Raw genomic sequence first — 26,453 nt, forward strand, 5'->3', positions numbered from 1 at the left:
GGACAGCACAGTGTCGCCGAACGAGCACGCCCGCAGCTACGCCGACGCCGCACGTCTGCTCGAGGCGGTCGGCGACGCGCTGGAACAGGCCTGCCGCAGCGCGATCCGCGCGCGCGGCGCGGCCTGGCTGGCCCTCGCCGGCGGGCGCACGCCGCTGCCGGTATACGCCCGGCTCGCGCGCACCGCGTTCGACGGGCGGATCGACGCGCTGCCGACCGACGAGCGCTGCGTGCCGCACGATCACCCCGCCTGCAACCTGCGCCAGCTGCGCACCGCCTTCGGCGACAGCCCGGCCATGAGGCTGCACCCGATTACCCGCGCCGATGGCGATGTGGCAGCCTCGCTGGCGCTGGCGCAGGCGACGCTCGCCGAACGCCCCGGCGACTTCGACGCGGTGCTGCTGGGCATGGGTGCCGACGGCCACATCGCCTCGCTGTTCCCGGGCGCGGCGAATCTCGCCCAGGGCATGGCCCCGGGCAGCGGCATCGATGCCCTGGCCACGGTGCCCGATCCGCTGCCACCCGAGGCACCGTTCGCGCGGATCAGCCTGACCCTGCCGCGCCTCTTGCGGGCGCGGGAAATCCACCTGGTCGTGACCGGCGAGGAAAAGCGCGCGGTACTGCAGCGCGTCCTGCGCGAACCGCAGGGCGGGCTGCCGGTCTGCGGCCTGCTGCAGGCACCTTCGCCGCCACCCATCCGTATCCACTGGAGTCCGTAATGTCTGCCGTCCTGCATCCCGCCATCGCGCGTGTCACCGCACGCATCGCCGAGCGCAGCCGGACCACGCGCGACGATTACCTCGCCCGCATGAGCGCCGCGCGCGACGCCGGTCCGTACCGCTACCGCCTTTCCTGCAGCAACCAGGCGCACGGCTTCGCCGCCTCCGGGCAGGACAAGGCGGCGCTGCGCCGCGGCCGCGGCGGCAACCTCGGCATCGTCACCGCCTACAACGACATGCTCAGCGCGCACCAGCCGATGGAGCACTACCCCAGCCTGATCCGCATGGCGGCGCGCAACGCCGGCGGCAGCGCGCAGGTCGCCGGCGGCGTGCCGGCGATGTGCGACGGCATCACCCAGGGCCGCGCCGGCATGGAGCTGTCGCTGTTCTCGCGCGACGTGATCGCGATGGCGACGGCGGTCTCGCTCTCGCACGATTGCTACGACGCCGCGCTGATGCTGGGCGTGTGCGACAAGATCGTGCCCGGGCTCCTGATCGGCGCGCTCGGCTTCGGCCACCTGCCGGTGGTGTTCGTGCCGGCCGGGCCGATGCCCTCGGGCATCCCCAACCCGGAGAAGGCGAAGGTGCGCCAGCGCTTCGCGCTCGGGGAAGCCGGCCGCGACGAGCTGATGGATGCGGAAGCCGCGTCCTACCACGCGCCGGGCACCTGCACCTTCTACGGCACCGCCAATTCCAACCAGATGCTGATGGAAGTGATGGGCCTGCACCTGCCGGGCACCGCCTTCGTGCCGCCCGGCACGCCGCTGCGCGATGCACTCACCGTGGCCGCCGCCGAACAGGCGCTGCGCATCACGGCGCTGGGCGACGACTGTCGGCCGCTCGCGCACACGATCGACGAGAAGGCCATCGTCAACGCCCTGGTCGGACTGGCGGCCACCGGCGGCTCGACCAACCACACCCTGCACCTGGTCGCGGTGGCGCGCGCCGCCGGCATCCTCATCGACTGGAACGACTTCGACGAACTCTCGCGCGCCACCCCGCTGCTGGCGCGGGTCTATCCCAACGGTCCGGCCGACGTGAACCACTTCGAAGCCGCCGGCGGCATGGGCTTCATCATCACCCAGCTGCTCGATGCCGGACTGCTGCACGAGGACATCGCCTGCGTGCACGGCGGCAACCTGCGCCAGCAGGCAAGACAGCCCTTCCTGGACGGAACGCGGCTGGACTGGCGCGATCCGCCCGCGCAGTCGCGCAATACCGGCATCGTGCGCCCGGCGTCCGCGCCGTTCGATGCCGAAGGCGGCCTGCGCGTGCTGCACGGCAACCTCGGACGCGCGGTGGTGAAGGTTTCGGCGGTCGCGCCGCAGTACCGCCAACACGAGGCACCGGCAAAAATCTTCGCCTCGCAGGAAGCCCTGCTGGCCGCGTTCAAGGCCGGCGCGCTGGGCGGCGACTTCACCGCGGTGGTGCGCGGCCAGGGCCCGCGCGCCAACGGCATGCCCGAACTGCACAAGCTCACCCCCACGCTGGCCGCCCTGCAGGACCGCGGCCAGCGCGTGGCCCTGGTCACCGACGGGCGCATGTCGGGTGCCTCGGGCAAGGTGCTGGCCGCGATCCACGTGACGCCGGAGGCCGCCGATGGCGGCGCGCTGGCGAAGCTGCGCGACGGCGACCTGATCCGCATCGATGCCGAGGCCGGCACAATGGACGTGATGCTGGACCAAGCGCAATGGCAGGCCCGCGAAGCACAGCCACTGGACCTGGCCGGCAACCAGTCCGGCATGGGCCGCGAGCTGTTCGGCCTGATGCGCAACCGCGTCGGCCCGGCCGAGCGGGGTGCCTGCGCGCTGTTCGCGGACGACGCATGAACCGGTCCGAGTTGGCCCTGGTCGGGGATATCGGCGGCACCAACGCGCGCTTCGCGCTGGTCAACCCGTCGTCGCCCGAACCGGCGCTGCTTGCCTCGCGCGCGCTGGCCAACGCCGACTTCGCCAGCGTGCAGCACGCGATCGAACACTACCTGGCGCAGGTCGACGCGCAGCCCGCGCGCGCCGCGCTGGCGGTGGCCTGCCCGGTCGGCAGCGACGAGATCCGCCTCACCAACCGCGCCTGGTCGTTCAGCCGCAGCGAACTGCAGAACACGCTCGGCCTGGACGAACTGCGCATGCTCAACGATTTCGGCGCGCTGGCCTGGGCGATTCCGGCGCTGTCGCGCGAATCCCTCCTCACCCTGCACGGCGATCCCGAGGCCGCGCTGCGCGGGCCGGTCAGCGTGCTGGGGCCGGGCACGGGACTGGGTGTGGCGCTGCTGGTCGGGTCGCATTCGCACGGCTGGCACACGGTCGAGACCGAGGGCGGCCACGTCGGCTTTGCGCCGATCGGGGACGAAGAGCGCAGCATCAACACCTGGCTGACAGCCCAGCACGGACGCACCTCGACCGAGCGCCTGCTTTGCGGCAAGGGTCTGTCGGAAATCGACGCGGTGCTGCGCGGCGTTGCCGCCGATGCCGCCAGCCATCCGCTGCTGCGCGATCCCGCCGAGATCGTCGCCGCCGCGCTGGATGGCCACGACCTGTCGGCGCGGCGCGCGCTGGCGCGCTTCTGCGCGGTGCTGGGCAGCGTGGCCGGCGACTGCGCCCTGATCCACGGTGCGCGCAGCGTGGTGATCGCCGGCGGCATCGTGCCCCGCTTCATCCCGTTCCTGCGCGCCAGCGCCTTCCGCGAACGCTTCCTCGCCAAGGGCCGCATGGCGGCGCTGCTGGAATCGGTCCCGATCCACGTCATCACCCACCCCCACCCCGGCCTTCTGGGTGCCGCCTGCGCCCTGCGCGCTCCGGAGCTTTGAACCATGATCGACAGCCACTCCCTCGCACAGCGCGTCGATGCGGTGTTTGCGCGCGCGCCGGTCATCCCCGTCATCACCATCGAACGCATCGAGGACGCGCTGCCGCTGTGCCGCGCGCTGGCCGACAACGGCCTGCCGGTGCTGGAAGTGACCCTGCGCAGTGCCTGCGCGCTGAACGCCATCACCCTCATCGCACGCGAGCTTCCGGAAGCCTGCGTCGGCGCGGGCACCGTGCTTTCGGCGCGCGATCTGGACGCGGCGGCGCAGGCCGGCGCGCAATTCGCCATCTCGCCCGGTGCCACCGAGGCGCTTTACGCCGCGGCGGCGGAGGCCGCGATCCCGCTGATTCCCGGCATCGCGACGGCAGGCGAACTGATGCGCGGACTTGAGCTGGGCTGGCAACGCTTCAAGTTTTTCCCGGCCGAAGCCAGCGGCGGCGTGGCCGCGCTCAAGGGCTTTGCCGGGCCGCTGCCGCAGGCGCGCTTCTGTCCGACCGGCGGCATCGACGCCGCCAGGGCACCCGCCTACCTCGCCCTGCCCAACGTCGCCTGCGTCGGCGGCTCCTGGATGCTGCCGCCGCAAGCGGTGCGCGCCGGCGACTGGGCGCGCATCGCGCAGCTGGCGCAGGCTGCGGCGCAGCTTGCACCCTGATCAGGACGCCGGCTCGGCTTCCGCTTGCGGCGCGCGCACCCAGCGGCCCAGGCCGATCGCCACCGCCACCGTCGCCACGAAAGTGATGAACATCAGATGCAGGTAGTGCAGCGGGGTCCAGGCGAAGGTGAACACGGCGTACAACACCACCCCGAACACCAGCGCGATCCGGATCGCCGTCGCGTCGGCACCGCGCACAAAGATCGCCACGAAGAAGGCCGCCAGCACCGGCATCGAATACAGCCCGTTCAGCTGCTGCAGCGTGGCGATGATGCTTTCGACGTTCTCGTACAGCGGCACCAGCGCCAGCGACACCAGCATGGCGATCCATTGCACGATCTGTCCGACGCGCTTGCCGTCGGCGCGCGGGTTGAACAACGGCAGGTGCAGATCCACGGCATACAGCGCCGCGGCCGAGTTGAGGCCGGCGTTGTAGCTGGACAGCACCGCGCCGGTGATGGCGGCGGCGAATGCGCCCGCAAGCCAGGGCGGCAGCACGTCGCCAACCAGCCGCCCGTAGGCATCGTCGCCGATATCACCGTAGAGCTTGAACGCGATGATGCCCGGCAGCACCACGATCAGCGGGGTCACGAGTTTGAACAGCGCCGCGGCGTAGATGCCCTTCTGCGCCTCGCGGATGTCGCGCGCCGCCAGGGCGCGCTGCGCGATCAGCATGTTGGTGCCCCAGTAGAAAACGTGCGCGAGCACCATGCCGGTCAACAGGGTCGGCCACGGGATGTCCGAATCGGGCCTGCCGAACGGAGTCAGGCGCTCGGCCGGGATGCCGGAGAAATCCCAGCCGATCCGGTCCAGCGCGAAGCCGGTCACCAGCGCGCCCATCACCAGCAGCACCACGCCCATGTAGGTGTCGGAAATCGCGATCGCACGCAGCCCGCCGAGCGCCGCGTAGGCCAGGCCGGCGCACGCGAACAGCGCGGCGATGGCCAGGATCGGCAGGTCCAGCTGGAACATCGACTGCATGAAGCGCGCGCCGGTGTAGAGCACCATCGGCAGCAGGATGAAGAGATAGCCCAGGAGGAACAGCACCGACACCGTGCGCCGCAGGCTGGCGCCGTTGGGCAGGCGACGCTCGAGCAGTTCAGTGGTGGTGGTGCAGCCGTGGCGGTAGTACAGCGGGATCAGCACCTTGGCCAGCACCAGCAGGCCGGCGATGGCGCCCAGTTCCCACCAGATCTGGAGCATGTTCTGGGCCCCGTTCATGCCCACGATCTGCTCGGCGCTGATGTTGGTCAGCAGCAGGCTACCGGCAATGAAGGGCCAGCCCAGGCGGCGGCCGGCGAGAAAGAAATCCTGTGCGCTGTCGGCCGCCCGCCCTTCCTTGCGGTAGCGCCACCAGGTGGCCAGCGCGACCAGGGCGGTGAGCCCGAGGAACACCGCCAACTGCACTGCATTTCCCTGCATCAGGTCCTCCCCCCGATCTCGCAGACGCCCCTGCCCGTCACAGGCGGGCAGGGGCGCTCATGCAACGTCCCGACGCGGCTCAGAACTTGTAGCTGGCCCCGATCAACAGGGTGCGTCCCCACTTGATGTACTCGAGCGGGCGGTCCTTGCTGCCGGCATAGGTGCGGTAGGCCTCATCGGTCAGGTTGCTGGCCTGCAGCAGCAGGCTCAGACCCTCCAGCCCGCTGCCGGCGGCGAAGCTGTAGCTGACCTGGGCATCGGTGATGTTCTCGCCGACCACATAGCGCAGGGTGCGGTTGCCATCGAAGTTCCCGATCTCGCCGATGAAGTCGGAACGGCGCCGGTTGTTGACGCGGAACTCGAAGCCGTTGCGCTCGTAGTACACGGTGAAGTTGTAGACGCGCTTGGACAGCCCCGGCAGGTCGATGGGGCCCGAGCCCACGCTGCTTGCGCTCTCGGGATCGAGCACTTCGATGCTGCTGTCGTTGAAGCTGGCGCTCGCCACCACGCCGAAGCCTTCCAGCACCGGGGCGAACAGATCCAGCGGCAGCGAGCCGGTCAGCTCGATGCCCTTGAGCGTGCCGCCGCCACCGTTGAACGGCGCGGTCATGGTGCCGGTGCTCAGCACCGGTGCCGATCCCGGCGGCGGCACATAGCCGACCAGAAGGTCGGTGAAGTCATAGCCGTCGCGGGTCTGGGTGAAGATGTAGCTGCGCAGGTCCTTGTAGAAGAACGCCGCAGCGACGTAGGCGCGCGACCCGAAATACTTTTCCCAGGACAGGTCGAAGGCATTGGCGCGCCACGGATCGAGCTGAGGATTGCCGCCGCCCGCGCCGGGCTTGCCGGTGGCTGGATCGACGCCGAACTCGACCGAGGAACGCAGCTGATCGACCCGTGCCCGCGCCACCTGCCGCGCCAGCGCCAGGCGCAGGGTCTGGTCCTCGCCCAGCGAGAACGCCAGGTTGAGGCTCGGCAGCACGTCGGTATAGCTCTTGCCGTTGCCGTAGGGGCGGATTTCCTGACCGGCGGGCTGCGAGCTGTCCCACACCCGCGAATGCGAGGACTGGTCGGTGTGCTGGATCTGCACGCCGACGTTGCCGCGCACCGGCACCGAACCCCAGCGGGAGTCGATGTTGGCCTGCACGAAGGCGGTGTCGATGGTTTCCTCGACCGTCCACGCCTTCGGGATGAGGTAGGCCGCCGAGCTGTCGCTCGGGTTGAAACGCATGTACTGGCCCACGGCACCGGGCACGTTCCATGAGGGGATCATGCCGATGCCGGCGAAGCCCAGGTCGACCAGGCCGTACTGGAACTCGGAACCGACCGGGGTGATGCCCTGCGCGCCCAGCTCGATCGCGCCTTCCGGCTGGCTCTTGTCCTTGCTGCGGTCGGCGCGGTTGAGGCCGAAGGAAATGTCGGACAGGGCGTTGCTCATCGCCTGCGGTGCCGGCACGGTCGCCACCAGCTTGGCACCCTTGAGCTCGTCCTCCACGCGCGGCACCTTGCCGTAGCCCGAGCCGTAGATGGTGTTGGCGAGGAGCAGGGTCGAAGGATCCGAATAATCGCGTCCGGGCACCAGCTGCGAGAAGCCGTTGGAGCGCAGCGCCAGGTTGATCGAATCGAGCTGCGGCGACGGCATCAGCTGGGTGTTGTTCTCCAGGTTCAGCTCGTCGCGGTCGGCGCGCGACCAGTTCAGGTCGAACATCAGGTCCGCCATGCCGATCACGAACTCGTTGCGCCAGCCCAGCGCGCGGATCGTGTCCTCGCGGTCGTTGTACATGCCGCGCACCAGCGGATAGACGTTGCCGGCGGTGCCGCCGGTGAAGGTGCCGTTGCCGTTGACCTGCGCGCCGTCCACCGCGAGACGGTCGAAGCCGCCGTTGTAGTCGCCGATGTGGACTTCGAACTGGTTGGCGGTGTTTTCCTGGTGCGCCTTGGAATAGAACAAGTCGAAGGTGCTGATCCAGGAGCCGGCGTTGCGGAACTCCAGGGTGCCCATCACGCCGTCGCGCTTGGTGTAGCCGGTGCGGCGCAGCGCCTTGATGCCGTCCGAGTAGTAGGTGCCGGCGGCCACGCCCGGACGCCAGTTGTCGCCGATCGCCTGCCAGGGCTCGTAGAGGCCGACCTGTTCTTCCTGGATCGGCGTATCCGAGTGCGAGTAGCCGATCGAGAAACCGACATTGCCGCCGGCGTTCTGGCCGATGTAGCTGGCGTTGAAGCGGTTTCCGTTGCCGTCGGCATTCGCGGCCGAACCGAGCGAGTTGCGCTGCCAGCGCCCGCTCACCGCGAAGACGGGCTCGCTGTAATCCAGCGGCCGCACGGTGCGCATGTCCATCGTGCCCGACAGGCCCTGCCCGACCAGCGCGGCATCAGGCGTCTTGTAGACCGTGACGCCAGCCATCAGCTCGGAGGGATACTGGTCGAACTCGACGCTGCGGTTGTCGCCGGTGCTGACCAGCTCGCGCCCGTTGAGGAGGGTCGTGGCGAAGTCCGGCGACAGGCCGCGCACGCTGATCACCTGCGCGCGGCCGGCGACGCGCTGCGCGGCCAGTCCGGGCAGGCGCGCGATCGACTCGGCGATGGAGACGTCCGGCAGCTTGCCGATGTCCTCCGCCGAGATCGCCTCGACGATGGAGGTGGATTCCCTCTTGATGTCGATGGCGCGCTCGATGCCGCCGCGGATACCGACCACCACGACCTTGTCGAGTTCCTTGGCGTTCTCGCCCTTGCGGTCCTTCGCGGCCTCCTGCCCGGACGATGCCTCGTCCTGGGCGTGCACCGGCACGCACATGCCCAGCACCGCCGCGGCCAGCGCCACGCTCAACAGGTTCCTCTTCATCTGCAGCATGATCCCCTCCAGTGATTTTGCGATCCCCGGGCGATCCATGGCCGCCCCGTCGTGTTACGTGCCGATGACCAATTCGCACGGCTGCGACGATGGTAAGCACGCCGCCGGCAAGCGAAAGGGGCTGCATACGTATTCATCCCGCGCCCGGTCGAAAACCTTCGGAGCGGCGCGCCGCAACGGTTTGCGCACGCGCACGCGCGCCCGCGCGGCGCATTCGCATGCACCCTTGGCCAAGCCCGCGGACCGTTGCTCGCGGGCCCGCGCGATCACTCCGGCTCGCGCGAAAAGCGCACCGCCGCGCCGCCGCCTGCGGCCAGCCGCAGCGTCATGACGTCATCGCGCGTCACGATCTTCTCCTCGCGCACGAAGCGGAAGCGTTCCGGACCGCGCCAGCCGGCGCGCTTGTCGTCGCGATAAACTCGCGCGCGGTAGCGCACGCCGGACTCGAGGAAATCCAGCTTCAATGCCAAGGTCCGCGCGCTGCGGTCGTTGATCGCGCCCAGAAACCAATCGAAGGCATCGCGCTGCTTGCGCGCGATCGCCACGTACTCGCCCACCTCGCCGGCCAGCACGCGACTTTCGTCCCAGTCGACCGCGACCTCGCGGATGAACTCGAAGGCTTCGGCGTGCTGCGCATAGTGTTGGGGCAGGTCCGCCACCATCTGGATCGGGCTGTAGAGCGCGACGTAAAGCGCCAGCTGGCGCGCCAGCGTGCCGGGAATTTCCTGCCCGTTGCGCCCGGTCAGGCTGAGAACGCCGGGCGTGTAATCCATCGGTCCGGCCAGCATCCGGGTGAACACCAGGGTGGGTTCGTGCTCGGGCGGGTTGGGCGGATTGGCCCAGGCGTTGTACTCCATGCCGCGCGCGCCCTCGCGCGAAACCCAGTTGGGCCAGGTACGGCGCAGGCCGGTGTCCTTGATCGGTTCGTGCGGGTTGAGCGCGATGCGCTGGCGCGCGGCCGCCTGCACCACGCGCAAGTGGTGGTTGCTCATCCACTGGCCTTCGTGCCACTCGCGCCGCACCGGCACACCGGTTTCATCCTGGCGTTCGATCTGGCCGGCGTCGCAGACATAGCCGGTCTTGACCACATCCACGCCGTGGCGCGCGTACAGCGCAAACGCCGCGTCCATCTGGCGCTCGTAGTGGCTGACCGCGCAGCCGGTTTCGTGGTGGCCGACCAGGTGCACGCCCTTGCCGGCAGCGTAGCGCGCCAGTGCGTCCAGATCGAAGTCGGGCGTGGTGCGGGTGAAGTCGAAGCCCCAGCCGTTGGCGAACCAGTCGCCGTCCCAGCCCGGATTCCAGCCTTCGACCAGCACCCCGCGAAAGCCGTTGGCGGCGGCGAAGTCGATGTAGCGCTTGGTGTTTTCGGTCGTGGCGCCGTGCTTTGGGCCGGTGGCCCAGCTCTCGGTGTCCAGATGCAGCGACCACCATACCCCGACGTATTTGGCCGGCGTGAACCAGCTCACGTCGCCGATCGCATTGGGTTCGTTGAGGTTGAGGATCAGGCTGGATTCGACCAGCCCGCCGGCGCGCGGGCTGATGGTGATCGTGCGCCACGGCGTTGCGAAGGGCGTGGCGCGCACCACCGGCGCGCCGTCGGCGGCCGGCGTGAGCGCCGCGCGCAGGTCGCCGCTGCCGGCATGCATCAGGTTCATGCCGGCGTAGTCGACCAGCGCGGCTTCGTGGATGCTCAGGTGCAGGCCATCGTCGGTGCGCAGCGTCAGCGGCGTCTGCGCGATGCCGACTTCCGTCAGCGCGGTGCGGCGGTACAAGTATTCCTCGCGGTTCCATTCCAGCGCCGGGATCCACCACGCCGTCGCCGGGCGCGCGAGCGCGAACCCGGTCAGCTCCTGCACGATGCGGGCCTCGGTCAGGTGCGGCTGCGCCGGCAGCTCGTAGCGAAAGCCCACGCCGTCGTCGAACACCCGGAACACGAGGTCGACGCGGCGCGGATCGGGCGCATCCTCGGTCAGGCGCACGCGCAGCTCGTTGTGCTGGTCGCGCACCAGGCGGCGCTCGCCCCAGGGCTGTTCCCAGGTGATGTCGTGGTGGCTTTCCGATGCGGACTCCAGCCGCAGGCGGCGCAGCAGCTGGCGGCCGTTGGCGAAGATGAAGCCCAGGCGCGAATCGCCCAGCAGCGCGCGCCCGTCGTGTTTCACGCGATAGCTCGGCCGCCCGTCGCCATCGAGCGCCAGACTCACCGTGATGCGCCCGTCCGGCGAGGCAACCGTCGCCACCGTGCCGGCCCGGGCATGGCCCGGCACGGCCAGAACGAGGAGCCACGCGATCCAGGCCGCCATCCGCATCGCGCGCATCTCCTCAGCCCGCCAGCGCAAACGCCGCGCCGTGGCGCGGCAGGACCAGCGTGGTGCCATCCAGGACGCCCGGAGCGGGACCCGGCACATCCAGCAGCGCCGCTGCGCCGAAATCGCGCCATTCGACCACCGCATCCGAAAGATTGAAGACCACCCTCAGGCGCTGGCCGGCGGCTTCGCGCTCGAAGGCGAGCACGCCTTCGGGCACATCAATGAAGCGGATCGAGCCGTGCACCAGCGCCGGCTGCGCCTTGCGCCAGCGCAGGAAGGCGCGGATGGCGTTGAGCACCGACGCCGGATCGGGGTCCTGCGTCGCCACGCTGCGCTGCCGGTGCGTCTGCGGCACCGGCAGCCAGGGCGGTACTGTGCTGAAGCCGGCATCGGCGTCGGCCGTCCAGGGCATCGGCGTGCGGCAGCCGTCGCGGCCCTTGAAATTGGGCCAGAAGGCCTTGCCGTAGGGATCGCACAGCGCCTCGAACGGCACTTCGGCCTCGGGCAGGCCCAGCTCCTCGCCCTGGTAGAGGCAGACCGAGCCGCGTAGCGAACACACCAGGGCCACCAGCTGGCGCGCCAGCGCGTCGTCGTCCGCAGCTTCGCCGCGCCAGCGCGTGACCGCGCGCGGCACGTCGTGGTTGGAAATGGCCCAGCACGGCCAGCCCCGGGGCATCTTCGCCTCCAGCGCCTCGACCGTCTGGCGGATATAGGCCGCGCTGCGCTCGTCGGTGAGGAGCTCGAAGCTGTAGCCCATGTGCAGCCGCTGATCGGTGACGTATTCGGCCGTGGTGGCGAGCGAGTCTTCCGAGGAAATCTCGCCCAGCGAGGTGGCCTGCGGATAGCGATCGAGCAGGGCGCGCACGTCTTCCAGCAGGCCGAGGTTTTCCGGCCGGGTGTTGTTGTAGATGTGGTACTGGAAGGCGTAGGGATTGTCGGGGCTGAACCCGCGTCCGGTGCGCAGTTCGGCGGGCTTGGGCGGGTTGTCGCGCAAGAGCGCGTCGTGGTAGGGGAAGTTGATCGAGTCCAGGCGGAAGCCGTCGACGCCGCGGTCCAGCCAGAACTTCAGGTTCTCCAGCTGCGCCGCGTATACGTCCGGGTTGTGGAAATTGAGCTCGGGCTGCGATGACAGGAAGTTGTGCAGGTAGTACTGGCCGCGCCGCGGCTCCCAGGTCCAGGCCACGCCGCCGAAGATGGAAAGCCAGTTGTTGGGCGGCGTGCCGTCCGGCTTCGCGTCGGCCCAGACGAACCAGTCGGCCTTCGGGTTGTCGCGGCTCTGCCGGCTTTCGCGGAACCACGGGTGCTCGATCGAGCAGTGCCCGAGCACCTGGTCGATGATCACCTTCAGCCCCAGCGCGTGCGCCTTTTCCAGCACGCGGTCGAAGTCGGCAAGCGTGCCGAACAGGGGATCGACGTCGCGGAAATCCGCGATGTCGTAGCCGAAGTCGGCCATGGGCGAGGTGAAAAACGGCGCGATCCAGATCGCATCCACGCCCAGCGCGGCCACGTAGTCCAGGCGCGCAAGGATGCCGGGCAGATCGCCCACGCCGTTGCCATCGGTATCGAGAAAGCTGCGCGGATAGATCTGGTAGATCACCGCGCCGCGCCACCAGTGCTGTTCGCTCATTCCGCCCCCGCCCGCAGTCGTCGTGGGCGACTATGCCGCCTGCGCGCCCGCCGCGAGAACCACTGCGCGGTGAATACGTTTACAGGGGCCGATGGGCGCAACCTGCGCTATACGGTGTCGTCAGGCATCCGGCACAGACCGGCACAAGGGAAGAGGGAGGCATGAACGTATCCGTCATGGCGGAAAGACCGCGCCTGTCGTTCTGGCAGATCTGGAACATGTGCTTCGGTTTCCTCGGCATCCAGTTCGGCTTTGCCCTGCAGAACGCCAACGTCAGCCGCATCTTCCAGACGCTCGGCGCGGACATGGACGCCATCCCGCTGTTGTGGGTGGCGGCACCGCTGACCGGCCTCCTGGTGCAGCCGGTCGTCGGCTATCTCTCCGACCGCACCTGGACCGGCCTGGGACGACGCCGACCCTACTTCCTCGTCGGCGCGGTGATGGCTTCGCTCGCGCTGTTCGCCTTTCCCAACGCCCCCGCGCTCTGGGTCGCCGCCGGCATGCTGTGGGTGCTGGATGCATCGATCAACATTTCGATGGAACCGTTTCGCGCCTTCGTCGGCGACCAGCTGCCGCCGTCGCAGCGCCCGGCCGGTTTTGCGATGCAAGGTTTCTTCATCGGCACGGGCTCGGTCGTGGCCAGCCTGCTGCCCTTCCTGCTGGAAAAGGCCGGCGTGGCGAACACCGCGCCGGAAGGGCAGATTCCCGACACCGTGCGCTACGCCTTCTACGCCGGCGGCGCGGTGCTGCTGGGCGCGATCGGCTGGACCGTCCTGCGCACGCGCGAGTACCCGCCCGAGGCACTGGCGCGCTGGGACGCCTCGCCCGCGCCGCCGCGGCGCGCCGGCAACCCCGGCCTCGTGCGCCGCCTCGCCGCTGCCGCCGTGCTGGCCGGCGTGCTGCTGGCCGTCGTCGTGGCCACGCGCGGCCTCGATCCGGCGCTCCACATCCTTGCGGGCCTCCTGGCGGGAGTTGGACTGGCCTTCCTGCTTCGCACTTGTCTTTCCTGCGACAACGCCTTCACCCGCATCCTGGACGACGTGCGCGACATGCCGCCGACGATGGCACAGCTCGCCCCGGTGCAGTTCTTTTCATGGTTCGCGCTGTTCGCGATGTGGATCTACACCACGGCGGCGGTCACCGAAGTGCACTTCAACAGCACCGATCCGGCCTCGGCGGCGTACAACAGCGGTGCCAACTGGGTCGGCGTGCTGTTCGCGGCCTACAACGGCTTCGCCGCGCTGGCCGCCATCGCCATTCCCGCGATGGTGCGTCACCTCGGGCTGTGCGGCAGCCATCTGGTCAACACCGCGCTCGGCGGGCTGGGCCTCCTGTCGATCGGCTGGATCGAGGATCCGCGCTGGCTGCTGCTGTCGATGGTCGGAGTCGGCATCGCGTGGGCCTCGATCCTGTCCCTGCCCTACGCCATGCTGGCCAATGCGGTACCGGCGGTGAAGATGGGCACCTACATGGGCATCTTCAATTTCTTCATCGTGATTCCGCAGCTGGTGGCCGCCAGCCTGCTCGGCTTCCTGCTGAAAAACTTTCTGGGCGGCAGTCCGATCAACGCACTGGCGGCTGGCGGCATCAGCCTGATCCTGGCCGGCCTGTGCGTGTTGCTGGTGCGCCTGCCCGACACACGCGAATGAGGTCGTGATGTTCCACTTTCCCCGCATCCTGTCCGCATTGGCCTGTGCCGTGGCTCTGGCGGCCTGCGCCCCGCAGGCACCCGATGCGTCCGCGACATCCGCGGCGGTGGCGTCGTACTACGGCACCCTGGAGCCGTTCGCACGCGAAGCGGTGTACTTCGTGATGACCGACCGCTTCGTCAACGGCGATCCGGCCAACGACCAGCGCGATCAGGGCACCTTCGACATCCCGCTGGTGTCCTGCAGCGGCGTGGCCGGCAACATCGGCTACCTGGGCGGGGATTTCCGCGGGCTGGCCGACCATCTCGACTACATCGCCGAAATGGGCTTTACCGCGGTGTGGATCACGCCGGTGGTGGACAACCCGGACGAGCCCTTCAGCGGCGGCACCGCGCCGACCTGCGGCGGAAGCCTCGCCGACCGCGGCAAAACCGGCTACCACGGCTACTGGGGCGTGGACTTCAATACGCTCGATGAGCACCTGCCCAGCCCGGGCATGGGCTTTCGCGAGTTGGCCGATGCCCTGCACGCGCACGGCATGAAGCTGGTGCTGGATATCGTGGGCAACCACGGCTCCCCGGCCTGGGGCATGGAGCACGACCAGCCCAAGTTCGGAAAGATCTTCGACCGCGACGGCACGCTGCTCGCCGACCACCAGAACCTTGATCCGACCCGGCTCGATCCCGCCGGCAACCCGCTGCACCGTTTCTACAGCGCGCGCGGCCCGGTGGAAGGCGAGGGTTTCCTGGAGGGAAACCTGGCGCAGCTTTCAGATTTCGATGCGGACAACCCGGCCGTGCTCGATTACCTGGTCGATGCCTACTCCGGCTGGATCGAACAGGGTGCCGATGCCTTCCGCATCGACACCATCGCCTGGATGCCGGATGCGTTCTGGCAGGCGTTCACGCAGCGCATCCGCGCCAAACGCCCGGGCTTCTTCATGTTCGGCGAGGCCTTCAACTACGACGCCGAAGTCATCGCCCGCCACACCCTGCCCGGCCAGGGTGAAACCAGCGTGCTGGACTTCCCGATGAAAGAGGCGATGGAGGCAGTCTTCGGCCATGCGCAGGCCGGCTTCGCGCGCCTCGCGCCGGCCCTGTACCTCACCGACGGGCCGTATGCGAATCCCTACGACCTGGCCACTTTCTACGACAACCACGACATGCCGCGCCTGGACGCCAGCGATGCCGGCTTCATCGACGCGCATCACTGGCTGTTCACCGCGCGCGGCATTCCGGTGGTCTACTACGGCTCGGAAATGGGCTTCATGCGCGGGCGGCCGGAGCACGGCGGCAACCGCAACTATTTCGGCGTCGAGGGCATCGAAGCGGCCAGAACCAGTCCGATCCGCGCGGCGCTCATCCGCATCGCGCGGGCGCGCGCCGCTTCGCCAGCGCTGCAGCGCGGCCTGCAGGTCAATCTCGAACTCAACGGCACGCGCGCGGCGTTCTATCGCGTCTACCAGCACCAGGGCGAACATCAGATCGCGCTGGTGCTGCTCAACAAGGGCGATGCGGCGGCGCGTTTCGCGGTTGATTCGATGCTGCAGGCGGGGCGCTGGACCTCGGCGCTGGATGGCGGCGTGGTCGAGGTCGCTGCAGGCGGCAAGCTTGAAGCCAGCGTGCCGGCACATGGCGTGCAGGTCTACCTGCTGGATGCCGCCGTCACCGAACCGACGCTCGTCACGACGCTGGATGCGGCGATGGCGAGAGCGCGGCCGCAGCGATAAGGCATCCGCAGCCGGGCAAGCTCGGCTCTGCGAGAGCCATCTCGTCGCTGCCGTAGAGCGGAGCTTGCTCCGCTGCCACATCCAGATTCAGGCAATGCTGGAGGCGCGCACGTCCAGGGTCGGCTGCAGCATCAGGCTGACGGCGTCCTCGCCGCGCACCTGCGCCAGCAGCGCCTGCACCAGGAGCTCGCCCGCCGTGGTGGTGTCCTGCACCACGGTGGTGAGCGGTGGATTGCAGAAGCGCGCCATCGGCGTGCCGTCGAAACCGACCACCGCCACATCCGCCGGCACCCGCAGGCCGGCGTCCTGCAGCGCGCGCATCGCCCCGATGGCGATCAGGTCGCTGGCGGCGAACACCGCATCGAACGACCGCCCGTGCGCCAGCAGCGCCCGCGCCGCCTCGTAGCCGGCCTGTTCGGTGCTGTCGGCATTCACCTGAAGCTCGGCAGCCAGACTGAGGCCCGCTTCCGCCAGCGCCTGCGCACAGCCGCGGTGGCGGGCCTGGAACTCCGGGAACCCGTCGCTGGCGTTCCCGAGGAAGGCGATGCGCCGCCGCCCCAGCTGCAGCAGGTGGCGGCCGGCGAGCCGCCCGCCGTTGGCGTTGTCGCAGCCGATCGTCACCCCGGGCTGGTCGGGCCAGACGTGCCCCCAGCGCACGAAATGCGTGCCCTGCGCGACCAGCTGCGCCAGCGTGCTCTCGTAGGCCAGGTAGTCGCCATAGCCCAGCAGGATCAGCCCGTCGGCCTTCATGCTGTCGTCGTAGTCGGCGTGCCAGTCGTCGGAAAGCTGCTGGAACGATACCAGGAGATCGTGCCCGTGCCGGGCGCAGGCGCGCGTGATCGAGCCCAGCATCGCGAGGAAGAACGGATTGATGTGCGAGTCGTCCGCGGTCGGGTCCTCGAACAGCAGCAGCGCCAGGGTGCCGGCACGCTGGGTGCGCAGGCTGGAGGCGTGGCGATCGACCTTGTAGTTGAGCTCGCGCACCGCCTCCTCGACGCGGCAGCGGGTGTCGGCGTTGACCAGCGGGCTGCCGCGCAGCACGCGCGACACCGTTGCCTGCGATACCCCGGCACGATGCGCGATGTCGAGCGAGGTGACGCGGGTCTTCTTGCTGGAGCGGCGCGCCTGGACCATGGCGCGAGTGTAGCAACCGCCGCGCGCGGCGGTTGCTCAGCGCGTCCCGATGGTCTGCGGGTCGTAGCCGCCGACCTCGAACTCCATCGTCACCGGGCCGGCTTCCTTGAGCGTGGTCTCGATGCGGACGACCTGCGCGCCCGGCAGATTGGCGGCGAAGTGGGAGAAGTCCTTGACGAAGATGGCGTGTTCTCCGGTCTCGGGGATTTCCCCATCGACCGTGCGCGGCGCGGCACCATCGAAATGCACCACCAGCCGGCAGGGCGAAGTGCAGGTGAAGGGGCCACGCTCGGAAAGCAGGTACACGTCGTCGCCCCACTGCGGATGGCGGCGCAGCACGAGGCGGCCGCGCGGTGCCGGCTCGCCGTTTTCGGCCGGGCCGAGCAGGTCTTTGGCGAAGATGTAGGCGCTGCGCACGCGCCCGCCGGCCTCGGCATCGTTTTCGTCGTGGTAGACCCACAGCGCCTTGAGCTGCTGCATGCGGCGCTCGTCGCTCACCTGTGCGCGCAGCGCGTCCACGTCCGGCCTGATCGCGGCCGCGGCCTGGGTCTGGGGGAAGTTCCTGAGCACGTGGTCGGCGATGTTGAGCGCCAGATCCGCGCGGCCGGTGGCCTTGAGCTGATGGTAGTTCTCCAACTGCTTCTGCGCCGCCGCCTCGATGCGCGCCTGTTGCACGGCTTGTTTCTCGGCTTCGTCGGGAACGCCGTCGCAGGCGGCAAGACACACGAAGGCGCACGCGGTGAACGCCAGCATGATCGAACGGATCTTCATTGCAGAAACTCCTTCAGGGTCGTCGCGGTCGCATCCAGATACTCGATCATCGGCATGTGGCTGGTGCCCTGGATCAGAGTCAGCCGGCTGCCGGGGATGGCCTCAGCATAAATCGATGCGGCGCTGGCATCGATCACCGGGTCGTTGCGGCACCACAGCAGCTGGGTCGGCATCCGGATGTTCGCGGCCTCGCGCTGGGGCAGGAAAGCTTCTTCGCTGCGCCCGATGCTCGCCAGCACCGCCTGCTCGAACGGCGCATCGGCGACGCGCCGACGCACCATCCAGCGCGCCACCCCGCGCGGCACCCAGGGCGGGCGCTCGAACACCAGCGTGAAGTAGCGCCGCAGATCGTCCACGTCGGTGACGCCAAACGGGTTGTCGCCGTCCAGCACGGCCTGGCCGAAGGCGTTGTCCTCGAAGCGCACGCCCGCGGCGCTCATCAGCACCAGCCGGCGCACCTTGTCCGGATGGCGCGCGGCCAGCACCGCCGCGATGCCGCCGCCCATGGAATGGCCGACCAGGTCCACCGGTGCGCCGATCACCGCATCGATGAATCCGGCCAGCCGCTCGGCCTGCGCGGCGTAGCCGGGATCGGCACCCTCGCGGCGCTCGCTCTCGCCCCAGCCCGGCAGGTCGGGCGCGTACTGGCGCACTTGTCGCCCCAGCGCCGCCATCAGCGGCAGCCAGTTCTCCTTCATCCCGGTGAAGCCGTGGATGTGCAGGATCGGCGTTCCCGACGCCGTGCCGCTATGAAGATAGGAAACCTCGCCATCGGGCAAGGCCACGCGCGCCACGCGCGCGCCCGCGCGCCGGCGCTGGCGCGCGAACTCGAAGTCCAGCAGGCGCTTGGGTCGCGTCAGCCAGAGGCCGGCGGCGCTGACGGTCAGGCCGGCGAGGACGAGCGTGAAGGATTTGTCCATGGGATGCCTGCCTCGCTCGTCAACCTCTTCAGCGCTTCTTCTCCGCCAGCGTGGCCTCGACCGAGGCGGTGGTGATCGGGTGATAGCCCGGCCGCGCGCGCTCGAACACCTGGCGCGCGAACTCGCGCCCCTCGCGGCTGGCGGCCAGTGCGGCGTAGATCGGCAGGATCAGCTTGCGCCGCCCCACCCGCTGCAGGAACTCGGCCATCGCCGGGCGCGCTTCGAAATAGCCGCTGCGCACCGTCAGCGGGAACCAGCGCATCAGGATTTCACCGTTGTTGGAACCGGTGAAGCCGAACGCGGAATCCAGCTCCACCAGCCTGTCGTTGGACAGCTTGGCGGGCATGCCTTCGAGGAACCGCAGCCATTCCTGGGTCACCCAGCCGGCGGTGTCGAGGTCGGCCGCGGCCACGCGCCCGGACTGCCACTGCTTGAGCGCCGCGTCCACCTTTTCGAAGCGCGCCGACGCCGTGGGCACCGCGCTGGCGGGAATGCCGGGCTGATACAGCCAGGCCTCCAGCTCCTTGTCCGTGACCGCCCCGGGGTGCGAGGCCAAGAGGTGTTCGCGCAGCCAGCCGACGAACTGCCCGGTGTCGATGCTCTGGAAGGCGAAGTGATCGAAATAGCCGCGCAGGAAGGCATCGAAATCCTCGCGGCCCACGCGCGACTCCAGGAAGCCCAGGAACCAGGCGCCCTTGTCGTAGGCCACATCGCTCATCGAATCATCCGGGTCGGAGCCTTCCACCGGGCGCGGCGCAAGAATCTGCGCCGGCTTGGGCAGGGTCTTGAGGCTGCGCGCCAGGCCGGACTGCGCGATCACCCGCTCCATCGCCGCCGCCTCCTCGCCATAGAGCGCCTCGATGATGCGGTTCTCCACGTAGCTGGTGAAACCCTCGTTGAGCCACAGATCGTTCCAGCTCGCGTTGGTGACAAGATTCCCGGACCAGGAGTGCGCCAGCTCGTGCGCGATCAGCGACACCAGCGATTTGTCGCCCACGATCACCGTGGGCGTGGCGAAGGTCAGGCGCGGGTTCTCCATGCCGCCGAAGGGGAAGGACGGCGGCAACACGAGGATGTCGTAGCGACCCCAGCGGTAGGGCCCGTAGAGCGACTCGGCCACTTCGATCATTTTTTCGGTGTCGATGAACTCGGCGTGCGCCGCCTCCACCGTGACCGGCTCGGCCCACACGCCGCTGCGCGCGGAAATCGGCCGGAACACCAGGTCACCGGCCGCGATCGCCATCAGGTAGGAAGGAATCGGCTGGCGCATGCGGAACACGTAGTCGCCGTCGCGCGGCTCGTCGGGCGGATTGTCGGCGCTCATCAGCGCCATCACCGCCGGATCGGTGCGCACCCGCGCGCTGTAGGTGTAGCGCACCGAGGGCGTGTCCTGCAGCGGCACCCAGCTGCGCGCGTGGATCGCCTGGCTCTGGCTGAACATGAAGGGATGGGTCTTGCCCGCCGTCATCGACGGCTCCAGCCACTGCAGGCCCGAGGCCTCGGGCGAAGTCGCATAGCGGATGCGCACGCTGTCGTAGGGCTTGCGCATGCGGATGGTGAGCTTCTGCCCCAGCGTCGCGTCGCGCTCGCCCAGTTCGTGCGCAAGCCGCAGCCAGCGCCCGTCGGCGGCCTTGCCCAGCACTTTCTCGATGGCAAGATCGCGGGTGTCGAGCACCAGTTCGCGTGCCGCAGGATCGCGCCACTCCAGCGCGAGGTCGGCGTGGCCGCGCAGGACCCTGCGCTCGAAATCCACGCGCAGGTCCAGGCCCAGGTCGCGGATCACGACCTTGTCGGGCTGGGCGTAGGAATGCACGTCGCGCGGGGCATCCTGGGCGCTCGCGGTGGCAGCGAATGCCGCGAGGAAAAGGGCGATCAGGGTACGCATCACAGGGTTCACCGGAAAGCGGGGTCGAGCCTGCGAGTCTACAGCCGAGCCTTGCGGCCGGCACCCGTCTTCCGGTCCCGGCGTGCGCCGGGACCGGAAGGCGTGTCTTACTGCACGAACACACCCTGCTGCGGGGTCCAGTAGAACGTGCCTTTCTCGAACACCTGCTTGCGCCCGCCCGCCGTGCCCCAGGCCTGTTCTTCGGCCTTGGGATAGCCGTAGCGGGCCTCGCGGCCGGTGGTCTCGAAGTGCGTCAGGATCGCGCCGTACACGGCGTGTGCGCCGGTCGACGGGGTCCACAGGAACAGGCCGTTCTCGAAGTACTGGTAGCGGCCCTGCTGGGCGGTCACCGGCGACTTGGCCGCGTTCATTTCATCCATCAGCGCAAAGCCCCAGCGCGTTTCCGAGTTGGTCGCCCAGAAGTGCTGCAGGATCGCGCCGCGGATCGCAAAGGCACCGGTGCGCGAATGCCACAGGATGATGCCGTTGTTGAACTCCTGGAACCGTCCGTTGAGCTGGGACGCCATTTCCGCCAGCTTGGGCACGCCCAGCACGCTGCGGATTCCGCCCATGGCGTAGTACTTCTCGCCGATCTTGCCGTAGGGCAGCACTTCGCAGCGCGGCAGGTCGTAGCCGTCGTTGTCGCGCGCCTCGTCGTTGCCCCAGCGGCTCAGGTAGAAGGCCGAGACGTACTGGTTGCCCGGGCCCACGTCCAGATCGGTCTTGAGCCACCAGCGGTTGAAGCTGGTGCCGCTGCGCACCTCGCGCCCCCAGGTCTTGCAGTAGACATAGCTGGTGCCTTGGTAGAGCGTGCCGGTCTGCGCGGTACTGGTCGACGAGGCATAGCCCGGCGCGTTGGCCCAGGTGTCGACCCAGTAGCGCACGTTGCCCGGTGCCGGCGGCGGCGGCGGTGCGGTGCCGCCGTTGATGAGGGTGTAGAAATTGGCCCATGGAAAGTACTGGCCGGGGTCGTAGCGGTTCTGGTTGCTGGTCAGCATGCCGTGACCCTTGATCCGCACGCTGTCGGGAACGACGTTCCAGTAGCTGTAGCCCGGGCCCTGCCACGCCGCGGCGCAGTTCACCCCGCGCCGCGCGCAGATGCTGCGGGTCAGGCGCGCCGAGGCGTTGACCATGGCCGAGGACCAGTTGTCTGCGGCGCTGGCATAGCCGTCGTGCTCGATCCCGATGGTGTAGTGGTTGTGGTACGCCGCGTGCCAGGCCTGGTGGTGCTCTCGCACCATCTGGGTGATCTGTCCGTCGGACTTGCGGATCACGTAGTGCGCCGAAACCTGCGCGGAGGCGTTCTTGAACCAGGAAATGGCCCCGGCGTAGGAACCCTCGATGGTGTGCATGATCACCGCCGAGGCGCTGTTGCCGGAGGTGCTGTAGTTGTAGCCGCTGGCGGCGTTCCAGATCGCCTCGGAGAAGTCGACCGTCGCCTTGGCGGCGACGGTCTCGTCGACACCCTTCGGCGCGGTCGCCGGCGCGGCACCGTCGAACGCGATCGAGTCGCGGTCATGGTTCATGGTCAGGACCGGTGCCTGCAGCAGGCGCAGGCGCTCGGGCGCGAAGGCCTTGGTCATGTCGAGCGCATGGCGGGGAATTTTCACGCCCTGCTCCTGCACGCCGTAGGCCAAGCCGCTGAGCACGACGTAGGCGAAGCTCTCGCGCGCATAGGACTGGATGTTGCCATCGCCCTCGCCGAAGCCGGCGTAGCGCTGCAGCGCTGCGGCCAACATGGCTTCCTCGCCGCGCTTGCCCTTGGTGCCGGCCTTGCGTTCCTGGACGAACGCCTGCTCCAGCAGCGCCGCCGCCGCCATGATGCTGGCCTGCGGATCACTGGCCACCTGGGCCTTGGAAAGGCCGGTGAGGCGTGCGCCCTCGGCCACCTGATCGGCAAACCCGTCGCCCTGGTAAAGGCCCATGACGCCATAGGCCAGCGGCATGTGGCGATGGCCCGGGTCTTCGAGCGCCGGGTTCACGTTGCGCCAGCCGGTCTGGGCATGGGCGATGGCTTCGAGCGAGCCGGCCGGCAGCGACGGATAGCGCGCGTAGGCGTTCTTGAACATTTCCGGGTACTGCTGCCGCTGCGCAATCAGCGGCTCGAGCGCCTTGGCGCGCGCCTCCTCCAGCGTGGCCGGTGAGGCGTCGCGCAGCTGCGCGACCGCGGCACCGTGCCCAAGCATCCCCCCCAGCAGCGCCAGGCACAGCAGGTGTTTCGACGTGAACATGAGTCTCTCCCTCCAGGACTTCGACATGAAGCTGCCGCCGCAAGCCGAACCGGACGCCATCCGCATCCGTCGGCACTTCCCCTGAAGGCCGCCGGAAATCCATCGAATGGATACTGATAAGCTTGCCAACGACAGCGGTGACCGTCCCTTCACCCCGAGGGGACGGAACGAAACCCAGACGACCGCGGCACCCGCTCCGGGACAATCGCGCCGCCTGTGCTTCTTAACCCTCCATTCGAGATCGAGCGGCAAATCCCGACATGACCTGCCCCACGATCGCCGCAACGGCCTCACCCGACGCCCGCGAAGACGTGGAGGGCGAGTCGTTCGCGCAGCTCCTGGCCGCGGCCGATGCCGGCCAGCCCGAGGCCTGGGATCGGATCTACGCCCTGCTCTACGCCGACCTGCACCGCATCGCGCGTTCGCAGATCCGCCGCCAGGCCAGCCCGCGCCTGTCGCCCACCTCGCTCATCAGCGAGACCTGGCTGAAGCTGTCGGGCGCACATCTCAAGGTGGACGGCCGCCGCCACCTGACCTCGCTGATCGCGCGCGCCATGCGCTTCGTGCTGATCGACCAGGCGCGCCGCGCGCTGACCGACGCGCACCGTGAGGGCGAACCGCTTCCGCTGCAGGAGATGGCGTCCGAAGGCGGCACCCAGGCGCAGCTCGAGCAGCTGCTCTCGCTCGATCAGGCGCTGACGGTGCTGGCAGGCATCGACCGGCGGCTGGCGCGCGTGGTGGAGCTGCGCTACTTCGGCGGGCTGAGCGAACGCGAGGTGGCCGAGGTGCTGGAAGTCACCGAGCGCACCGTCTCGCGCGACTGGCGCAAGGCGCGCGCCTGGCTGCTGGCGCGGCTGGGCGAGGAGCCGCGCGCGATCACTCTCTGACCGGGCCGGCTGCCGATTCCGCGCTGCCCGGGAGCCGCGCAGGGGCCTGCCCCAGCGCCGCCAGCCTCTCCTCGATCTTGCGCAGGGATGGCGAGCCGGGCTCGATCCGCCGGCTGATTTCCAGCGCCTGCTGCCAGTGGCTGCGGGCCTGGTCGCGCCGGCCTTCCGCCAGCGCAAGTTCGCCGAGCTTTTCATGGTTGTTGAGGCGCACGCTCTGGCTGATCATCGTGTCCGGCGCGGCGGCAATTTCCCGCAGCGAGGATTCCATCAGATGCCTGGCCCGCGCCTTCTCGCCGCGCGCGATGTACACCTCACCCAAGGTGGTGATGGCGTTGTACACCGCATCGCTGGTGGCACCGTATTCTTCCCGCAGCGCGGCCACGATTTCTTCCATGTCGTCCTGAACCGCCTGGTCGGCCTGCCCCAGCCGCAGCTTCGCCTTGATCAGGACCATGCGTTCGGACAGCACCGGCAGGCCCTGGCGCAGGCCGATCTCGACCCGGCGCGCGAACAGGTCAACCACTTCCTGCCAGCCATTGCGGGCGTCGGTCCGTGCCGATGCCCGGGTGGCCAGCACGGCCGCCAGGTGGCCGACGGCTTTCATGGTTTCCTGATGGGCGGGACCGTACACCGACTCCAGCAGCGCAAGCCCGCGCCGCGCAATGGCCTCGGCCTCGTCGGAGCGCCCGATCTGGGAGTAGATGATGCCCTTCACCATCGAGGTGCGGACCGTTTCAGGGTGCGTATCGCCCAGCGCCTTGGCAAGGATGGCCTCGCCGCGCTGCACGAACTCCAGCGCGGTGACGGTGTCGCCCTGCCAGAAGTGCGCATAGCCCAACAGCTGCCAGGCCTTGCCGGTTTCCGGATGGTCTTCGCCCAGCAGCCGCCGCCGGCGGTCGAGCAGCGCGCTGGCCAATTCCACGGCGCGCTCATGCCGGCTCAGCTGCTTGAGCGTGGGAACCAGCTCGACCGTGGCCTCGTCGGCGATCAGCGGAGCGCGCTCGCGGGTCAGCTCGATGGCGCGCTCGAACGCCACTACCGCCAGCTCCTTGCGCGAGAACATGCTGGACCACTGGCCCTGCTGGATCAGCAGGGCGGCGAGCGGGCGGGGATCGCGGGACGCCATTTTTTCGGCACGCACCAGCGCCTGCTGCAGGGTTGCCTGGCCTTGCTCGATCCGCGCCATGCCCCACTGCGCCCGCGCCAGTTCGACCTCCAGCGCCAGGCCGGCCGATTCGCGCTCAGCGCGCGGCACGGCACCCAGGCGCTCCCGCCCGGCCTTCGCCGCTGCGGCGGCCAGGGCGTAGCGCGACTGGATGTTGAACAGATGTGCCATCGCCGCCTGGATCGACGCTTCCTGGTCGTCGCGCCCGACGCTGCGCGCCTGCGCTTCCTCCAGCAAGTCCATGGCATGCCGGTAGTCGCCCAGCGTCGTATAGCTGCGTGCCAGCACCAGCAGCATCAGGCTGGCGGTCCGCGCGTCCAGGCCTCCGCCGGCCTCGCCGCCGCGCAGGCTGGCCTCGGCGTCGCGCAGCATCGGTGCTGACATCAGCGGCGACTGCCCAAGCCCGCCGGTGGTCAGCGCATCGAAGGAGTTCTCGAACAGGCGACGCATCGCCTGCGCGGCCTGGGCATGGTCGCTGGCCTGATCGTGCAGGTACAGGCTGCTGCCGACGCCAGCGGCGACGCCCGCCAGCACAAGAATCGCAACCGCAGTGGCAACGCGGTTGCGGCGCAGGAACAGGCGCAGCCGGTATCCCGCCCGCGCGCGGCGCAGCGACACCGGCCGGTACGCCAGCCAGGCGCGCAGGTCGTCCTGCAGGTGTGCGATCGACGCCGGACGATCGGCCGGGTCCGGTGCCACGCAGGCCGAGACGATGGCATCCAGATCGCCCGCCAGCGCCTTCGCCAGCGCGCCCCGATCCCTGCAGCCGCGCAGCCGTGCGGCCTCGTCCAAGCCCCGGCGCGCCTCTTCGCTCGGCAGCGGCAGCGGCGTGCTCGCAGCGAACGTGTCGCCCGGTGCCGGGCCCACGCCGCACAGCAAGGCGCGCAGCATCACGCCCAGCGCGTGGATGTCCGAGGCCACGCTGTTGCCCTGGCTCGCCACCTCCGGCGCGGTGTAGCCGGGCGTCATCGCCACCTGCCGCACGCCGCCGTGGCTGCGCGCGGCCAGCGACGACAGGCCGAAATCGAGCAGGATCGGGCGTCCGGAGTCATCCACCAGCACGTTCGACGGCTTCAGGTCACCGTGCAGCGCGCCCTTGCCGTGCGCGTAGCGCAGCCCCTCGCAGAGCCGGATGAACAGGGCCACGCGGGCGCGCAGGTCGAGGCGACGGCGGTCGCACCACTGGTCGATCGCCTCGCCCTGCACCCGCTGCATAGCGAACCACGGGCCGCCGTCGGCATCGACGCCGCCATCGAGCAGGGTGGCGATGTTCGGGTGTTCCAGCATCGCCAGCATGTCGCGCTCGTTGCGCAGCACTTCGGCCAGCACGGGCGTGGCGGCGTCCGCCTGGATGCACTTGAGCGCGACCGTCTGGGCGTACTGACCGTCGGCGCGGTGGGCCAGGTACACCCGCCCCATGCCGCCCGCGCCGATCACCCCATCGATGCGCCAGACGCCCAGCCGGGACCCGATGCGGCGGTCGGCATCCGCGCCTGCGGACTCCTGCGGCGCGCAGTGGGAGAGGATCTTCTGCGGCGACTCCGGCAGCCCGTTCGCCTGCGCATCGGCGGCAAGCAGCCGCGCCACCCGCGCATGCAGTTCCGGATCGGACCGACGCAGGGATTCGAGCCGCTGCGCACGCGCACGCGGCGCCATGTCGGCACAGCGGTCAAACAGTTCCAGCGCCCGCGACTCAAGGCTCGC

17 protein-coding genes are annotated in these 26,453 nt (G+C 69.3%); 7 read left to right on the forward strand and 10 right to left on the reverse strand.

Annotation, left to right across the window (positions count from 1 at the left end):
• The first annotated feature begins 10 nt into the window (after window positions 1-10).
• Genes pgl through eda form a run of 4 tightly spaced genes read left to right on the forward strand, consistent with a single transcriptional unit; the run spans window position 11 to window position 4,175 of the window.
• Window positions 11-718: a 6-phosphogluconolactonase gene (pgl, locus tag WB794_RS05985; RefSeq protein ID WP_337334935.1), complete on the forward strand. Its 708-nt coding sequence runs from the start codon at window positions 11-13 to the stop codon at window positions 716-718.
• Complete coding sequence (edd, locus tag WB794_RS05990) at window positions 718-2,547, forward strand: phosphogluconate dehydratase (protein WP_337334936.1); 1,830 nt, start codon at window positions 718-720, stop codon at window positions 2,545-2,547. Before pgl ends, edd begins: the two co-directional genes overlap by 1 nt.
• The gene (glk, locus tag WB794_RS05995) at window positions 2,544-3,524 is read left to right on the forward strand and encodes a glucokinase (RefSeq protein WP_337334937.1); all 981 of its coding nucleotides are present in this window, start codon (window positions 2,544-2,546) and stop codon (window positions 3,522-3,524) included. Before edd ends, glk begins: the two co-directional genes overlap by 4 nt.
• 3 nt (window positions 3,525-3,527) lie before the next feature.
• Window positions 3,528-4,175 (forward strand): bifunctional 4-hydroxy-2-oxoglutarate aldolase/2-dehydro-3-deoxy-phosphogluconate aldolase, encoded by a 648-nt coding sequence (eda, locus tag WB794_RS06000; protein WP_337334938.1) that lies wholly within the window; start codon window positions 3,528-3,530, stop codon window positions 4,173-4,175.
• Here eda and WB794_RS06005 read toward each other — a convergent pair whose 3' ends face one another.
• The 4 genes from WB794_RS06005 to WB794_RS06020 form a co-directional block, all read right to left on the reverse strand.
• Window positions 4,176-5,597 (reverse strand): solute:sodium symporter family transporter, encoded by a 1,422-nt coding sequence (locus WB794_RS06005; protein ID WP_337334939.1) that lies wholly within the window; start codon window positions 5,595-5,597, stop codon window positions 4,176-4,178.
• A gap of 79 nt (window positions 5,598-5,676) precedes the next feature.
• On the reverse strand, window positions 5,677-8,445 hold the full coding sequence (locus WB794_RS06010; protein ID WP_337334940.1) for a TonB-dependent receptor: 2,769 nt from the start codon (window positions 8,443-8,445) through the stop codon (window positions 5,677-5,679).
• 266 nt (window positions 8,446-8,711) lie between these two features.
• The gene (locus WB794_RS06015) at window positions 8,712-10,751 is read right to left on the reverse strand and encodes a glycoside hydrolase family 97 protein (protein WP_415926650.1); all 2,040 of its coding nucleotides are present in this window, start codon (window positions 10,749-10,751) and stop codon (window positions 8,712-8,714) included.
• A 13-nt stretch (window positions 10,752-10,764) separates the two neighbouring features.
• Complete coding sequence (locus WB794_RS06020; protein ID WP_337334942.1) at window positions 10,765-12,378, reverse strand: alpha-glucosidase family protein; 1,614 nt, start codon at window positions 12,376-12,378, stop codon at window positions 10,765-10,767.
• Between the two features lie 176 nt (window positions 12,379-12,554).
• On the opposite strand from WB794_RS06020, the gene WB794_RS06025 reads away from it, so the two are divergent.
• Together WB794_RS06025 and WB794_RS06030 are read left to right on the forward strand one after the other, a co-directional pair.
• Window positions 12,555-14,027, forward strand: coding sequence for an MFS transporter (locus WB794_RS06025; protein WP_337334965.1), 1,473 nt, complete (start codon window positions 12,555-12,557; stop codon window positions 14,025-14,027).
• A 7-nt stretch (window positions 14,028-14,034) separates the two neighbouring features.
• Window positions 14,035-15,756: an alpha-amylase family glycosyl hydrolase gene (locus WB794_RS06030; protein WP_337334943.1), complete on the forward strand. Its 1,722-nt coding sequence runs from the start codon at window positions 14,035-14,037 to the stop codon at window positions 15,754-15,756.
• Between the two features lie 87 nt (window positions 15,757-15,843).
• On the opposite strand, the gene WB794_RS06035 is transcribed toward WB794_RS06030, so the two are convergent.
• The 5 genes from WB794_RS06035 to WB794_RS06055 all read right to left on the reverse strand — a co-directional run bounded on the left by WB794_RS06035 (window position 15,844) and on the right by WB794_RS06055 (window position 22,697).
• Window positions 15,844-16,890 (reverse strand): LacI family DNA-binding transcriptional regulator, encoded by a 1,047-nt coding sequence (locus WB794_RS06035; protein ID WP_337334944.1) that lies wholly within the window; start codon window positions 16,888-16,890, stop codon window positions 15,844-15,846.
• Window positions 16,891-16,926: 36 nt separating this feature from the next.
• On the reverse strand, window positions 16,927-17,661 hold the full coding sequence (locus tag WB794_RS06040) for a hypothetical protein (protein ID WP_337334945.1): 735 nt from the start codon (window positions 17,659-17,661) through the stop codon (window positions 16,927-16,929).
• Complete coding sequence (locus tag WB794_RS06045; protein ID WP_337334946.1) at window positions 17,658-18,581, reverse strand: alpha/beta fold hydrolase; 924 nt, start codon at window positions 18,579-18,581, stop codon at window positions 17,658-17,660. Before WB794_RS06045 ends, WB794_RS06040 begins: the two co-directional genes overlap by 4 nt.
• A gap of 28 nt (window positions 18,582-18,609) precedes the next feature.
• A complete protein-coding gene (locus WB794_RS06050) occupies window positions 18,610-20,466 on the reverse strand; it encodes a M1 family metallopeptidase (protein ID WP_337334947.1) in 1,857 nt (618 codons plus the stop codon).
• Window positions 20,467-20,573: 107 nt separating this feature from the next.
• Window positions 20,574-22,697, reverse strand: coding sequence for an N-acetylmuramoyl-L-alanine amidase (locus tag WB794_RS06055; protein ID WP_337334948.1), 2,124 nt, complete (start codon window positions 22,695-22,697; stop codon window positions 20,574-20,576).
• 260 nt (window positions 22,698-22,957) lie between these two features.
• Between WB794_RS06055 and WB794_RS06060 the strand changes: the two genes are divergently transcribed.
• Window positions 22,958-23,584 (forward strand): ECF-type sigma factor, encoded by a 627-nt coding sequence (locus WB794_RS06060; RefSeq protein WP_337334949.1) that lies wholly within the window; start codon window positions 22,958-22,960, stop codon window positions 23,582-23,584.
• Here the strand turns inward: WB794_RS06060 and WB794_RS06065 are convergent.
• The gene (locus WB794_RS06065; RefSeq protein ID WP_337334950.1) at window positions 23,574-26,405 is read right to left on the reverse strand and encodes a protein kinase domain-containing protein; all 2,832 of its coding nucleotides are present in this window, start codon (window positions 26,403-26,405) and stop codon (window positions 23,574-23,576) included. The two genes, WB794_RS06060 and WB794_RS06065, sit on opposite strands and share 11 nt — an antisense overlap.
• Window positions 26,406-26,453 lie beyond the last annotated feature (48 nt).

The sequence above is a fragment of the Denitratimonas tolerans genome, from assembly GCF_037203605.1.
Taxonomy (GTDB): domain Bacteria; phylum Pseudomonadota; class Gammaproteobacteria; order Xanthomonadales; family Xanthomonadaceae; genus Denitratimonas; species Denitratimonas tolerans.